This is a genomic window from Sorangium sp. So ce834 (genome assembly GCF_051521425.1).
Lineage (GTDB): Bacteria > Myxococcota_A > Polyangia > Polyangiales > Polyangiaceae > Sorangium > Sorangium cellulosum_D.
The window spans coordinates 11,093,052-11,107,857 of the sequence record NZ_CP150351.1 but is presented as its reverse complement, the minus strand read 5'-3'; the positions used below and the strand labels follow the sequence as shown (position 1 = coordinate 11,107,857).

The 14,806-nt window shown below is 69.6% G+C and carries 10 protein-coding genes; 7 read left to right on the top strand and 3 right to left on the bottom strand.

Going from position 1 to position 14,806, the window contains the following annotated elements; all coding sequences use genetic code 11:
* Positions 1-220 precede the first annotated feature (220 nt).
* The 4 genes from WMF20_RS40800 (at position 221) to WMF20_RS40785 (ending at position 7,757) form a co-directional block, all read left to right on the top strand.
* Entirely contained in the window at positions 221-4,069 is a 3,849-nt protein-coding gene (locus tag WMF20_RS40800) for a DUF3857 domain-containing protein (protein ID WP_437607111.1), read from the top strand.
* Between the two features lie 195 nt (positions 4,070-4,264).
* Positions 4,265-4,462, top strand: coding sequence for a 50S ribosomal protein L35 (gene rpmI, locus WMF20_RS40795; protein ID WP_020740309.1), 198 nt, complete (start codon positions 4,265-4,267; stop codon positions 4,460-4,462).
* Positions 4,463-4,488: 26 nt separating this feature from the next.
* Positions 4,489-4,848 carry a 50S ribosomal protein L20 gene (gene rplT, locus WMF20_RS40790; protein WP_020740308.1) on the top strand — a complete coding sequence of 120 codons (360 nt, stop codon included), beginning with the start codon at positions 4,489-4,491 and terminating at the stop codon, positions 4,846-4,848.
* 1,424 nt (positions 4,849-6,272) lie between these two features.
* Positions 6,273-7,757 (top strand): sigma-70 family RNA polymerase sigma factor, encoded by a 1,485-nt coding sequence (locus tag WMF20_RS40785; protein ID WP_437607110.1) that lies wholly within the window; start codon positions 6,273-6,275, stop codon positions 7,755-7,757.
* A 162-nt stretch (positions 7,758-7,919) separates the two neighbouring features.
* Here WMF20_RS40785 and dacB read toward each other — a convergent pair whose 3' ends face one another.
* Positions 7,920-9,494: a D-alanyl-D-alanine carboxypeptidase/D-alanyl-D-alanine endopeptidase gene (gene dacB, locus WMF20_RS40780; protein ID WP_437607109.1), complete on the bottom strand. Its 1,575-nt coding sequence runs from the start codon at positions 9,492-9,494 to the stop codon at positions 7,920-7,922.
* 158 nt (positions 9,495-9,652) lie between these two features.
* Here dacB and WMF20_RS40775 point away from each other — a divergent pair, with 158 nt between their 5' ends.
* Both WMF20_RS40775 and WMF20_RS40770 read left to right on the top strand, forming a co-directional pair.
* The gene (locus WMF20_RS40775) at positions 9,653-10,168 is read left to right on the top strand and encodes a hypothetical protein (RefSeq protein WP_129579322.1); all 516 of its coding nucleotides are present in this window, start codon (positions 9,653-9,655) and stop codon (positions 10,166-10,168) included.
* Positions 10,165-10,638: a hypothetical protein gene (locus WMF20_RS40770; RefSeq protein ID WP_437607108.1), complete on the top strand. Its 474-nt coding sequence runs from the start codon at positions 10,165-10,167 to the stop codon at positions 10,636-10,638. The genes WMF20_RS40775 and WMF20_RS40770 overlap by 4 nt, the downstream gene beginning before the upstream one ends.
* A 38-nt stretch (positions 10,639-10,676) precedes the next feature.
* Here WMF20_RS40770 and WMF20_RS40765 read toward each other — a convergent pair whose 3' ends face one another.
* Entirely contained in the window at positions 10,677-11,576 is a 900-nt protein-coding gene (locus WMF20_RS40765) for a fumarylacetoacetate hydrolase family protein (protein ID WP_437607107.1), read from the bottom strand.
* Between the two features lie 445 nt (positions 11,577-12,021).
* On the opposite strand from WMF20_RS40765, the gene WMF20_RS40760 reads away from it, so the two are divergent.
* Positions 12,022-13,707: a CTP synthase gene (locus tag WMF20_RS40760; RefSeq protein WP_437607106.1), complete on the top strand. Its 1,686-nt coding sequence runs from the start codon at positions 12,022-12,024 to the stop codon at positions 13,705-13,707.
* Positions 13,708-13,871: 164 nt separating this feature from the next.
* Here the strand turns inward: WMF20_RS40760 and WMF20_RS40755 are convergent, their stop codons facing one another.
* Complete coding sequence (locus WMF20_RS40755) at positions 13,872-14,756, bottom strand: acyl-CoA desaturase (protein WP_129579319.1); 885 nt, start codon at positions 14,754-14,756, stop codon at positions 13,872-13,874.
* Between the last annotated feature and the right edge of the window lie 50 nt (positions 14,757-14,806).

Here is a 14,806-nt window from a genome sequence, read left to right as displayed (position 1 = left end):
TCCGGGCCTGCTGGCCGCGGGCGCGCCGACCAGCGCTCCTGTGTGCTGGGCAGAAGGTCCGGAAAATTCCTGGGATCAGCGCGGGCGGCGCGGCGGGCTCATGAACGCGCTCCTCGACGTGCGAGATCCCGGGATCGCGGCCTGCCGGCGCGCTTTGCTGGTCGTGAGCGTCAGCGCTTGACCTGGGCCGCTTCGTCGCCTGTGCGGGCGAGGCTTGCGCTTGACCGATGGCTTCGGCCACGGGATAGCGCCGTGGATGCGTGACGTGCTCAACCGGACCGAGCCCCGTGGAGTCGAGCTCGACGCGGGGACGACGAGGAAGCGCTTCTCCTGCGCGCTCGCCGCGGGGGCGGCGGCCCTGGCGTGCGCCGCGTCGATCGGCTCGGATGCTCGCGCGGAGCTCGGCGCGGTCCACCCCGAGGTGCTCGCCGCGCACGCGGCCGTCCGCGCCGCGAGGGGTCCGGAGGTCTACGGCGCGCTGCGCGAGCTCTGGCGCACGTGGGACCGCGCCGATCCGACGCAGGTCGAGGAGGCGATCGCGTCGATCGCGGAGAGCGGCGCGACCAGCGCGCCTGCCCGCGTCTACGCGGAGCTCCTCTCGGCGTACGCGCGCAGGCGGCGGGGCGATCTCGACGGCGCGGTCACGAAGGTCCAACGGCTCGGGTTCATCGGTCGCTGGGCGACGATCGGCCCGTTCGACAACGAGAACAAGGGGGGCTTCGATCGCGCGTTCGGGCCCGAGGAAGAGCTCGATCAGCCGATCGTGGCGGGCAGGACCTACGACGGCAAGGCGCGGGCGGTCCGCTGGCGCGTGCCGCCCGAGGCGCCGCAATACGGGTGGTTCGATTTCGGCGATTTCATCCGGCCGGTGGAGGGCGTCTGCGGCTACGCGACGACGTTCGTGCGCGCGAAGCCAGGGACGCGCGCGCCTCGGCCGATCTCGGTCTGGGTCGGCGCGGACGGCGCCTTCAAGCTGTTCTGGAACGGCGAGAAGGTCCTCGCCGATCCGGGGTACCGCGAGCTCGACATCGATCGGTTCGCCGCGCTGGTGTCGTTGAAGCCGGGCTACAACCGCCTGACGATCAAGGTCTGCGGAGGTGCGTCGGCGCCCAAGTTCGCGCTCCGCATCGGCGACGAGAAGGGGGCTCCGGATCTCGATCTGGAGGTGACCTCCGACGTCGGGACGCAGGTGACGGCGCCTCAGGGGCAAGCGGGCGGCGCCAGGCGGCCGGGCGACGCGCGGGCGCAGGCTGGAGCGCCGGCCTCGGGCGCGACGCTCGCCGCGCGTGCGCTCGCCGTCGAGGGGCCCATGCAGGCGTTCGAGCGCGCAGCGGGCGCCGCCCGGCCGTCGCCTGCGCTGCTGGAGGCGTTCGCGCGCTACCTGATGCTCACCGGAGGCGACGCCGAGGGCGAGCACAGGGCGCGCGATCTCGCGCGCCGCTCCGCCGAGGCCGAGCCGAGCGTGCGCCGCTACCTGCTCGCGGGCCAGCTCTCGGAGGACAGGAACCAGCAGCGCGCGTGGATCGAGCGCGCCGCTCTGCTCGCGGGCCGCGGGCGCGAGGACGTCGACGTCCTGCTCGCCCAGGCGCGGCTCGCGCAGACGAGCCCGAACTGGCGGGAAGCGGCCCCCATCTACGAGCGCATCCTGGCCGCAGACCCCGACCACGTCATCGCTACCCTCGGGCTCGTCGACCTCTACGTGGAGGCGGGGCTGAAGCGCACCGCCCTCGCCACGCTGGAGCGAGCGCTGTCGCGCCAGCCGAGCAGCGTCTCGTTGCTCCGCGCGTCGGCGGCGCAGCTCCGCGCCCTCGGCCGCGACACGGAGGCCGCCGAGATGGAGGCGCGCTACGCGGCGCTGCGCTTCGACGACTCGAGCTTCTTGCACCAGCAGGTCGAGCTCGCGGTGGCGCGGCGCGATCCTGCCGGCGCAGAGCGCTGGATCGAGCGCTTCCTCCGCAGCGAGCCCGACTCGGTCTGGGCCCGGTCGGTCGCGGCGCGCACGTACCGGGCGCTCGGTCAGGGCGATCGCGCCCTCGCCGCCCATCAGCGCGCGCTCGCCATGGCGCCGGAGGACATCGGCACGCTGCGCGCGCTCTCGGATCTCTACGGCGAGGAGGGCAACCGGGAAGCGCAGCTCGAGATGCTGCAGCAGATCCTGGCGATCAGCCCTCAGGCGAAGGACGTGCGCGAGTACATCGAGCACATCGAGCCGCCGAAGCCGCGCGCCGACGAGGCCTACGCCTGGGCGCCGGACCGCTTCCTCCCGATGCGGCGCAGCGCTGACCGACAGTATCCCAAGCGCACGCTCCGCAGCCTGACGGTCACCACCGTCTTCCCGAACGGCCTCGCCAGCCGCTTCCGTCAGGTGGTCTTCCAGCCGCTCACGGACGAGGCCGCGGCGAGCGCCCGGCAGTACGCGTTCGAGTACCAGGCCGATCGCCAGACCGTGAGCCTCCGGGCCGCGAAGGTCTACCGGGCCGACGGCAAGGTCGACGGGGCGATCGAGAGCGGCGAGGCGGGCGCGAACAACCCGGCGCTCGCGATGTACACCTCGGGGCGCACGTTCTACGTCAGCTTCCCGCGGCTCAACGCCGGCGACGTCGTCGAGCTGCGCTACCGCATCGACGACGTCAGCCCTCGCAACGAGATCGCCGATCACTTCGGCGAGATCGAGTACCTCCAGAGCGACGAGCCGATCGCCAGCAGCGAGTACGTGCTGATCACGCCGAAGGCGAAGCCGTTCCACGTCTTCGCGTCCCCGCTGCCAGGCCTCGTGCGTGAGACCAAGGAAGACGCCGAACGGCGCATCTTCCGCTTCTCCGCCGCCTCGGTCCCTGCGGTCGCCCCCGAGCCGGCGATGCCCGCGTGGTCCGAGATCCTCGCGCATGTCCACGTCTCGACGTTCAGGAGCTGGGACGAGGTCGGCTCCTGGTACTGGGGCCTCGCGCGGGAGCAGTTCGATGTGGACGACGAGGTGCGCAAGCGGGTGCGCGAGATCACGAAGGGCCTCAGCGACGATCTGAGCAAGGTCCGCGCGATCTACAAGTACGCGACCGAGACGCGCTACGTGGCGCTCGAGTTCGGCATCGAAGGCATCCGCCCGAGGAGGTGCGCCCAGACGCTCGCTCGCGGCTGGGGTGACTGCAAGGACAAGGCGACGCTGATCGTGACGATGCTCCGCGAGGTCGGCATCCCGGCGACGATCGTGCTCGTACGCACCCGCATGCGAGGCGGCATCGAGCCGGAGCCCGCGAGCCTCGCGCCGTTCGACCACGCGATCGCGTACGTGCCCTCGCTCGACCTCTACCTCGACGGAACGGCGGAGCACTCCGGCTCGACCGAGCTGCCGATCATGGATCGCGGCGCGATCGCGCTTCAGATCAACGAGGGCAAGCCGAAGCTCGTTCGCCTCCCGGAGCCCCCGCCGGAAGCTTCCGTCGTGCAGCGGAACGTCGACATCGCGCTCGGGGCTGACGGGTCAGCCCAGCTCGGGGTCGACGTCCAGGTGGCCGGCGCGTTCGCGCCGGAGTGGAGGACCCGCTACATGGCCGAGGGGACGCGCCGCGATCGAGCAGGTCGGGACCTCGCCGTGGACTTCGGGACGGTCGAGCTGGCTCCCGGCAAGGCGGGCGTCGAGGTGAACGACCTCGAGGACATCGAGCAACCGGTGAGGCTGCGGGCGAGGGGAAAGGCCGTCGCGCTCGCTCGCCGGGAGGGCGACAGCCTGTCGATTCCCGCCGTCCCCGCCCAGCGCCTCGCCACGGAGTTCGCCTCCCTGTCGGTACGCACCCGCGACGTGATCATCCCTGCGCTCACCACGCGCCGGGATGAGTGGTCGATCCGCCTCCCTGCGGGGTGGCGCGTCACCAGGGCGCCGCTGCCCCAGGACGTGGACACCCCCTTCGGCAAGTTCTCCATCTCGGTCGAGCAGTCCGCGGGGAAGGTCGTCGTTCGCAGCCAGATCTCCCTCACCAAGTCCCGGATCAAGCCTTCCGAGTACATGGAGTTCAGGATGTTCTGCGAGACCGCCGACCGTGCGTTCGGCCAGCGGGTCGTGCTCGGCAAGTGAGCGACCGCCCGGACCCCATGCCCGAGCCCTGGCAGTTCGTCGACGGCCGGCTCCGGCCCCCGCCTTGGCCTTGACAATCTTGCGGCGGGTCGCCATAAAGCGCCCCCTCTACGCATCCCTGCGGCACAGAACAGCCGCTCCGGTGGTTCGGAGCGGTGGCCGCTGGGAGCGATAGGCACTCGGATCGAGGGCGTCATGCCGAAGATGAAGACGAACCGCGCCGCGGCCAAGCGGTTCAAGGTGACCGGCTCCGGCCGGATTCGCCGCAGCAAGAGCGGCCTCAACCACTGCATGCAGGAGAAGAGCAAGAAGCGCCTGCGTCGTCTCCGCAAGAACGACATGGTCGATTCGGCGATGGAGAAGCGCGTCAAGCTGCTTCTTCCCTACGGCTGACCCTGGATCAGTGAGGTAGAGCTCCGATGCCGCGTGTAAAAAGAGGGTTCAAGGCCCGTCGCCGTCGCAACCGCGTCCTCAATCAGACCGAGGGCTACTTCCTCGGCCGGAAGAACCGCTTCCGCCAGGCGGTCGAGGTCCTGCGTCACGCCTGGGAGTACGGCTACATCAGCCGCAAGCTCAAGAAGCGGGATTTTCGTCGTCTCTGGATTACTCGGATCAACGCCGCCGCGCGCCTGAATGGCACGACCTACTCCCGCCTCGTCAGCGGGCTCAAGAAGGCGGGCATCGCGCTCGATCGGAAGATCCTGTCGGAGATCGCGATCCACGATCCCGCGTCGTTCGGTGCCGTGGCGAAGCTCGCCGCGCCCTCGTCGGCCAGGTGACGGTTCCGGGCGGTCTGCACGCTCATCCGGCCGCACCTGCCTGAGTCGGTAGAGCCTGCCAGAGCGCCCCATCTGGCGCCGTGAATCTCAAAAGTGTGACATTTTTCACATCGAGCTGCCTGGTGGAGCAGGCTGCCCTGGCCACCGCCCCTGTGGGCTGGAGGTCCAGATCCGCCTTCATGGTGAAGGCAAGCCGCTGCCCGTCCGTGGTACGAACAGCTCTGCCGTTCTTGGCCGGTGAGGCCCATCGGCACCGAACGGATGCGCAGTGTGCACATCCTGCACGCCGGCTACGCATCTTTGATGGCACTCTATGACCCTGCTGCCAGGGTCATCCGAGACCCAGCTCGCAGATCTTCGACGGCTCCAGCGCTGGACGCCCGTTCTCGCGACGGGCGCTTCGCACCTTTGAGGCCGGAGGAGCCTAAGGCTGTTCCCGGCCCTTCTCCCTGGGGTCATACGTAGCTGCGAATTCCGCTGCGCCTGATCTGCCGCCTGGAAATACTAACTTTCCAGGCGATCTGTCGGGAAAAATAACCTTCTCCGCCTTCGGCTGTCGGGTGAGGGCTCGACATTGGCATCGGGAGGCCCAGGTTCAGGAAACATCGAAGCTCACTGACAGGACGGCCTCAACGGTCGGGGTCCGGCCCTCTAAGGGCCGGAAAGGATAGCATATTCCCTTGCCCGTGCCGCGAGGTCGACCCTGCCACGCCCATGCGAGGCCGGCGAGCTCGATGTGTCCCCAAGGAGACAGGTTGCCGATGTTGTTGCGTCCCCGAAAGCGTACCCAGCCATGCAGTTCGGCTCGGTCGCAGCGAAATGTTTCGCTCGACACGACACGGACGGCACCTTCCACTCTACATACCGCACCCAGGGCGAGCTCTCAAACGGGAGAACACGGAACGCACGCTAAAAAAGGCACTGTTCTTGCTTCTGGAGTTGGGCTGCCATCGGGAGCCGGCTCGAGAGCATCACTCTGCAAGAGCAGGTCTGCCTCAGGCGAGAAGAGTTCGACCGGAATCAAAAGAAAGCACCAGCGGTTGCCGGTTTCAACAGGGGCTCCTTCGGTCAGCTCCTGCTCCCTGTTTGGCACGAAATCGTCTCGCTCGCCGTCGAAAGGTGGCGAGGCATTTCAATCTCGCAAGGTCAGCCGTTTAGAAGTGAACGCCGACACAAAGACCAAGATGAGCACGTCGACCGCCCGCCGTCCAGAAACTGCGCGGAGAAACGCCAAGTCCTCTGCTGTAGGTACCTCTGCGCGGCTCGCGGCATCCAAGAGCTCGCAGGGAGCCGAGACCGCATCGGCTCCCCGGCGGGCGGCATCGCAGACCACCGATCCGGGGGTCTCCGATGTCGAAGAATTCGGGGACAGCCAGTCGCCGCGCTCGCACTTTCAAGGAGCTACCACCGTGGAGGGAGCCGCCATGAGGTCGACCAAGAGCAACGCCACTGTAGTGAAGGGCGACCCGCTCGCTCAGGGTGGGACGGCCACGCCGGAAATCGCGGCCCTCAGCCTTCTGGAAGACGACCAGACGGAGGAGACCGTCGTGCGACCCCGCCCGGCGGAGATCCTCGACGAGGATCGGTCGGCTGACTTCATGGATCTGGACCTCGGACCGCTCGATCGGCTGCCGCAGCCCGAGCGGGCGAGGAACCAGGATCGGGAGCTGAAGGATGTCGAGGACGGCGGGGGCGACTCGATGCTCGCCCGCTACTTCCGCGACATGGCGCTGCACCCCGTGATGGGGCCGGACGAGGAGCTCGACACCGCGCGCGCGGTCGAGCGCACCGAGGTGGACCACTGGGTGGCCCTCCTCTCGTACCTGCCAGCGGCCGAGCACATCCTCACCGCGCTCGAGGAGGACGTCGCCAAGGCTGGCGAGGACGAGGTGAAGGCTCCGCAGATCGCGGAGATGCAGAAGCTCGTCCGCCTGGCGAAGAAGCAGAAGGGGAAGCTCCTGCCCGAGCAGGAGAAGCCGTGGACCCAGCTGTCCGAGGAGCTCGCTGCGGCCGTCCGGCTGCCGGACTCGGATCGCCTCTGGATGGCGCGTGCCTTCACCATCGCGCGCGATCTCGTGCGCGAGCCGGACTTCGAGGACGACGTGAGCGACCCCGAGGAGACGCGTCCCACGCGGCCGAGGCTCCCGATGTCCAGCTCCTACCGCCGGTACCTCGATCGGGTCGAGCGGACGTTCCAGGCGCAGCACGACGCGAAGAACCGCTTCGTGAAGGCCAACCTGCGGCTCGTCGTGTCGATCGCGCGCCGCTACAACCGCGGGCGTCTGCCGCTCATCGACCTGATCCAGGAGGGCAACATCGGGCTGATGAAGGCGGTCGAGCGCTTCGACCACAGCCGCGGCTACCGCTTCTCGACCTACGCGTCCTGGTGGATCAGGCATGCGATCAGCCGCGCGCTGGCCGACAAGGGCCGCGCGGTCCGCATCCCGGTCCACATGCTCGACACGTACAACCGCGTGGCGCGGGCGACGCAGGCGATCATCGCGCGCACGGGGCACGAGCCGACGATCGAGGAGCTCGAGAAGGAGACGGGGGTCCCGCGCGAGAAGCTCGACAAGGTGAAGGACTTCTACGCGGAGACGCCGTTCTCTCTCGACCGCCCGGTCGGCGACGAGGACGGGCGGAAGTTCATCGACTTCCTCCAGGAGGAGAACGCGCTGTCGCCGTTCGATCACCTGGCGAACAGGAAGTGGAGCGACGAGGTCCGACGGCTCCTGACCACCCTCACGCCGATCGAGTCGCGGATCATCCGCTGGCGCTTCGGTCTCGACGATGAGGATGAGCTCACGCTCAAGGAGATCGGCGACAAGTACAACCTGTCGCGCGAGCGCATCCGCCAGCTCCAGGAGCAGGCGCTCGGTAAGATCCGGAAGCAGATGCGCGACTACTGAGCGACGAGCTCAGCAGGTGAGACGATGCGGCCGCGCAGCGCAATGCTGCGCGGCCGCGCTGCTTGAGCCGCCGGATCCCGACCGTCCGTGCGGCGCGTCGAGGCGAGCGGGGCTCGGGAGCTCGCCTCGGCAGCGACGTGACGGCAGCGGCGGGCCGCGACCTCACGGCGCGCGTGCATCCCGCCAGAGCTCGTCGGCGAGCGCTCCGACGAAGTCATCGATGGCCCTCCGCACCGGATCGATCTTCCCCGGGACTTCCGCGACCAGAACGGCGAAGGCGATCGGGGATCGGCCGGGCGGCGGGAGGATGTAGCCGGAGAGGGCCACGACCGAGGCGAGCGTCCCCGTCTTGGCCCGGATGGCGCGCTCCTTCGACCACCCGCGGAAGCGGCCGCGCAAGGTCCCGTCCACGCCGCCGATCGCGAGCTGCGCGGTGAAGTCCGCGCCGAGCGCCGGATCGAGGAAAGCGGCGCGGAGCAGCCGGACGATGGCCTCTGGCGACGCGCGGGCCGCGTCGAACAAGCCGGAGCCGTTCCGCAGGACGACGCCCTCTGTGAAGGCGTCGAGCTCGCCGAGCGTCTCGCCGACCAGCGTCGCCGCAGCCTCGGCCGTGCCGGGGCGCCCGCGCTTCTCGGCGGCGAGCGTCTTGAAGATCGTCTCTGCGTAGAAGTTGTCGCTGTCCTTCCCGAGGGCAGCGAGGAGCTCGCCGAGAGGCGCCGAGCGGTGAGCCACGAGGAGCCGCTTCTGACGCTCGCCGCCGAGCCGCACCTCTCCGGAGACCTCGACGCCCACTTCCTGCAGCATCTCCTTGAGCGTGTACGCCACGAGGAGGCGCGGATCATCGACGCGCCTCGCCACGCTCACCGCGCGGCCGCCCTCCGGGACGTGCCCGCTGAGGTGCGCGACGAGGCGCTGTCCGCTCGGCTCGAGCCGGACGCCGATCCGCTCTGGTGTGTCGCGCTTCGCGGTGGTCACGGCGCCACGGAGCACCACGAAGCCCGGGGGATCGATCGCCACGGAAGCGGGCTGGCCTGCCTTGGATGGCCGCACCGTGAAGAGCAGGGCGTTCGCGTTCAGCGACGCCGCCGCGACGGGGGCGCGGAAAGCCGCCCACTCGTCCGGCTGCTGCTCGAACGCTGGAGGCACGAAGCGCGCGTCGAAGTAGCCCTGATCGATCGCGATCGCCGCGACCTTGCGGACGCCGGCCGCGCGCAGATCGCGCGCCATCTCCCAGAGATCGCGCGTCCTGAGCGACGGATCTCCCGAACCCCGGAGCACGAGCTCGGCGACGCTTCCGTTCGACGCGTCCCCGTAAAGGCCGGTCAGGTAGCGGTAGCCCGGGCCGAGCAGGCGCAGCGCAGCGGCCGCGGTGAAGAGCTTCGCGTTGGACGCAGGGTTGTACAGGCCGCGCTCGTCGACGGCGGCGAGGGTCGCTCCGCTCGCGACGTCGAGCGCGAGCACGCCGACCCGCCCCCCCGCGCGGCGCACGTCGGCGGCGAGCTTCTCGACCTGCTCCCGAGCACGGCCAGGGTCGAATTTTCGAGGCCCAAGCGCGCCGAGCGTCGAGCGGGGGGCGCTCGGGTCCTCGGGTACGTCGAGCGTGGGCTTCGCGGTGCGGGTCGAGCGCTCCGCGGGAGCCGCGCCGCCGTCGAGCGGCTGCGAGCCGCCGGGGCGGGCGAGGATCGACGAGAGCACGAGCGCGACCACGGAGAGGGCGCGGTGGGGGTGTCGAGGCATGACGGCTCTCCGGCTCTACAATGTCTCCGCCGCGGGCGCCTCCTCCGGTCGACCGCTCGGCGCGGGGGGGCGATGCTTCTCGGAGTTGTCCTCGCAAAGGAGAGCTTGCTAGGGTGCGCGCAGGCACTCCTTCACGCTCTGTTCGAAGGGAGGACACCGTGTCCCAGCAGCATTCGACCCGCGCGCTCTTGCCGCTCATCATCGTCGCGGCGGCGGCATGCTCCGGCGCCAAGCCCAAGCAGGCAGGGGAAGACTACAACTTCGACCAGGCATATACCGGCGAGGCCGCACCGGCCGAGACGGGCAGCTCCGACGCCGCCGAGGCGAGCGCGCCCTCGGACAGCGGCGGCGGGCTCAACGCCGACCAGAAGAAGCAGATGGAGATCGCGCTGCGGCGCGGCGGCGACAAGGCGGCGAACTGCGCCGAGGTCGTGCCCAACGCGCCGACCGGCGAGGGCGAGGTCAAGGTCGTGTTCGACGGCCAGAAGGGGCGCGTGACCGACGTGCTGGTCGGACCGCCGTTCGCAGGGACGCCCGCCGAAGCGTGCGTCAAGCGCGCCTTCGTCGGAGAGATCGTGCTGCCGTTCGAAGGCGAGCCGCTCGAGGTCCCCTACACGGTGAAGCTGCCGTCGAAGAAGTCCGGCTCCGCGTCCTCCGGCACGAAGGCCCCATGAAGAGCGTCGCCCTCGCCATCGCCGCTGCGCTCGCGCTCTCCGCGGCTTCCGCCGGCGCGGAGGAGCCAGCGGCGCCTCCGCGGTACCCGCCGTCGTCGGCGCGCGCGAAGGTCATCGTCGGCGGGGTGGCCGTGACGGCGCTCTCCTATGGTGCGGCGTTCCTGGCCGCGACCTCGTGGCCGGAGGTGCCCGGGTCGAGCGAGCTGAAGATCCCCGTCGCGGGCCCCTGGATGGCGCTCGCCAAGAACGGCTGCGCCCCGGATGATCCGGACTGCGGGGCGAAGCTGTATCTGCGCGGGGCGCTCACCGTCGTCGGCGGGCTCGCGCAGCTCGCTGGCCTCGGCCTCGTCGCCGAGGGCATCTTCATGACCACGGAGGCGCGCTCTGTGCAGCCCGCAGCGGTCACGGTGCGGCCGGCCCCGGTGATCACCGCGACCGGCATGGGCGTCGGCGTCGTCGGCACGTTCTGATCCACGGAGGACCACGCCTCGGCGATGCGCCGGCGCGCTCACCCGCGGCGCCACGGCAACGGGGCAGGGCCGCGGACCGGCTTCCCGCTCAGTCGTCCGATGCGCTCGATCATCAGCTCCACGCTGGCTCCGTAAGGCACGGGCTGGCCGGCGCTCCCGCCGAAGACCCGTCCTGCTCCGACCACGTCGCCCGCGCGCAGCTCGACGTGGTTGCTGATGTACGCGACGGATTCGACCAGCGAGAAGGCCCACTCGCCGATGCGAGAGCAGGGGCGCGACTCGGCGCCGACGCGGACCTTGGTCCGCAGGACCTCGACCGGGCCGAGCTCGTCGGGCGTGACCAGCACCGGACCGAGCTGCGTCGCGAAGTCCCTCGCTTCCGACGGCGGAAGCCCGCACGCCAGCGAGCGCGCTTCCAGGCCGCGCGCGGTCCAGTCGTTCAGCACGGTGTACCCCGCGATCGCGCGCTCCACATCGTCCGGCGTGGCGCGCCGCAGATCCTCGCCGAGGAGCGCCGCCAGGTTCAGCTCGTAGTCGGGCTCGTCCTCGAGCGCGGGGAAGGGGATCGCTGCCTCATGCCCGAGCAGCGCGCGGCTGTTGCCGAACCGGTACCAGGGGCGCTCCGCGCCGTGCGCATAAGGGCCGAGCTGGATGTACGCCGCGCGATCCGTGGCGCAGGGCGGCAGCCAGAGGACGGTGGACGGGTGCAGCTCCGTCGAGGAGGGGCGATCTCCGCTGAGGAGCCGATCGTCCAGCGCGTGGAGGCCGGCGCAGCGGAGCGCCACCACGCGCGTGTGAAAGTCGGACACGCCGCGGATCTCCGCGAGCTTCGTCCCGAAGTGGCGCTCGAGCTCCGCGACGTCGTAGAGCGCGCCGTCCCGTTCCAGCGCGACGATCGGGGTGGACGTCGCGAGCTGGAGCACGTGGGCGATTCTCATGGCGTGGCCAGGTCGCGGAGAGCCGGCGGAGCGTATCATCCCGGTCCGCCGAAGCCCCGGGCCGACGGAGCCCCCGCGCCCGCGGCCGCGGTCGGGCCGATCCGGAGGGGTCCGGCCCCTTCTTGGGAGATCGGATTGCCCTTTGCATTGACGAGCTGAGAGAGCGGCCTAGAATGCCGGCGGATTCAGAGCGGCATCACGTCGCGCAGGCTTGCCTCGAGCTCATCCGGTTGCAGACGGGCTCGCACGGCAGGTCAGGTTCTGTTGCCGGCGCGGGCTCCCCCTTCGCGGGGATTCCTCCGGCTTCGGTCCTGTTGACGGGGCCGTGCGGCTTGTAAGCCGGGCAAGGTATTTGCCGTGGACAGCCGAACCTCGCGGCGCTCACCTTTGAGCGCCGCCGAGGAACTGGTTACAGGCGCGCACACGGCGCAGCGGAGCGATGGTCATGAGCAAGCGGACCAAATTCGTCTTCGTCACAGGCGGAGTCGTATCGTCGATCGGCAAGGGACTGGCCGCGGCCTCGATCGGGGCGCTGATGGAGTCCCGTGGGTTGAAGGTCACCCACCTCAAGCTGGACCCGTACATCAATGTCGATCCCGGCACGATGTCGCCCTACCAGCACGGCGAGGTCTTCGTCACGGACGACGGCGCCGAGACCGACCTGGATCTGGGGCACTACGAGCGCTTCACGCTCGCCCGGATGACGAGGCAGAACAACTTCACCACGGGCCGCGTCTACGAGGCGGTCATCTCGAAAGAGCGCCGCGGCGAGTATCTCGGGGCGACGGTGCAGGTGATCCCGCACGTCACGGACGAGATCAAGCTCCGCATCCGCTCCGCGGCGGATGGGGCCGACGTGGCGATCGTGGAGGTCGGCGGAACCGTGGGCGACATCGAGTCGCTCCCGTTCATCGAGGCGATCCGCCAGCTCAAGGTGGAGTCGGGCGCGCAGAACGCCATCTCGGTGCACGTCACGCTCGTGCCGTTCATCGCGACGGCGGGCGAGCTGAAGACGAAGCCCACCCAGCACTCGGTCAAGGAGATGCGCGAGATCGGCATCCAGCCGGACATCCTGCTCTGCCGCTGCGATCGGCCGCTCCCGCGCAGCATGAAGGAGAAGATCTCCCTCTTCTCGAACGTCGCCGTCGATTGCGTGATCGCGGCCGTCGACGTCGACTGCATCTACGAGCTCCCGCTGGTCCTCCACGCCGAGGGGATCGACGAGAAGATCACGGAGCTGCTCAACATCTGGGCGAGGCAGCCAGACCTGTCGTCCTGGCAACGCATCGTCGAGCGGTTCAAGAAGCCGTCTCGCGGCATCGTGAAGATCGGCGTCGTCGGCAAGTACGTGCACCTGCGCGACTCCTACAAGTCGCTCCACGAGGCGCTCGTCCACGGCGGGCTCCACAACGACGTGCGGGTCGAGCTCGAGTACATCGACTCCGAGCAGATCGAGGCGCGCGGCGCGCCCGAGCTGCTGTCGAACCTCGACGCGATCCTCGTGCCCGGCGGCTTCGGGGATCGTGGGACCGAGGGGAAGATCGAGGCCATCCGGTACGCGCGCGAGGAGAAGATCCCGTTCTTCGGGATCTGTCTCGGCATGCAGCTCGCGGTCGTCGAGTTCGCGCGGCACGTCTGCGGCATGGCGGGAGCGAACTCCGTGGAGTTCGATCGGAACGCTCCCTACCCGGTGATCGATCTGATGCCCGACCAGAAGGGGGTCGTCGAGAAGGGCGGGACGATGCGCCTCGGCGCGTACCCGTGCGTGCTGGACAAGGGCTCGGTCGCCGCGGAGGCGTACGGGCAGACGAGCATCAGCGAGCGGCACCGCCACCGGTACGAGGTGGCCAACAAGTACCGCGAGGCGATGGTACAGAAGGGGCTCGTGCTCTCCGGAACGTCGCCCGATCAGCGGCTCGTCGAAATGATCGAGCTGCGCGAACACCCGTACTTCGTGGGCTGTCAGTTCCACCCCGAGTTCAAGAGCCGCCCCCACAGCGCGCACCCGCTCTTCGCTCGGTTCGTCCGCGCCGGTCTGGAGCGCCAGCGCGAGCGCAGCAAGGCCGAGAAGCCGAAGCCCGGTGATTCCGCCACCGCTCACAGCCAGCAAGCTGCCTCGTCGGTGAATTAGTCAGCGTCCCACGCCGGAGATCCGCGGCGGATCTCCGGTCGCCGCATCTCCGCAGATGCGCGGGGATGGCGCTGGTGATCGAGCGGGCTGTCGCGAGCGCTCCCGGCGAAGGCTGACCAAGAGCCTCCGACCGGGAGAGGTTCGATGCCGAGCGGTGTGGGCGGTCAGACGTCGCCGAGGCTCGGCCGGCCCAGCGGCGGGGCGTCGAGCGGCTCGACCGGCGCGGCCTGAGGGGCGAGGAGCGGCGAGCGCTCGCCGACCTCCTTGATCAGGTTCCGCTGCAGCACGTGCGCCGGCGCCGTCCTGAGGTCCCAGATCAGGCCGAGCTTCTCCATCCCGCGCAGGATGTAGAAGCTGACGTCGATCTCCCACCAGAAGAAGCCCTGGTTCGCGCTGCTCATGTAGTGGTGGTGGTTGTTGTGCCAGCCCTCGCCGAGCGTGATCAGCGCGAGCCAGAAGTTGTTGCGGCTCGTGTCGGTCGTCGCGTAGCGCCGCGAGCCGAACACGTGCGCGAGCGAGTTGATCGTGAACGTGCCGTGCATGAGGGCGCACGTCGACACGACGTAGCCCCACAGGAAAGCATCGTAACCGCCCAGCGCGAAGAGCAGCGCGATCATGCCGAGCGGCCCGACCACGTGGTAGCGATCCAGCCAGCGGAGCTCAGGGAAGCCCGCGAAGTCAGGGATCCGCTTCAGGTCCAGCTCCTCGTGCTCGCGGCCGAGCCACCAGCCGATGTGCGCGTACCAGAACCCCCGACGGAGCGGGCTGTGAACGTCGCGCTCCGTGTCCGAGTACTTGTGATGGACGCGGTGCGTGCCCCCCCACCACAGCGGGCCCTTCTGCGTCGCCGTGGTCCCGAGCAGCGCGAGGAGGAACTGGAGGCCACGGCTCGTCCTGTAGCTCCGGTGCGAGAAGTACCGGTGGTAGACCGCCGTGATCGCGAACATCCGGACGAAGTACGTCGCCGCAGCGAGCGCCGCGAGCTTCCACGTGGCGCCTCGGACGATGGCGACCACGGTGCCCACGTGGATCGCGACGATCCCCAGCACGTTGAAGACCTGACCTAAGCCCGGGCCAGGCTTCGGTACGACGACTCGTG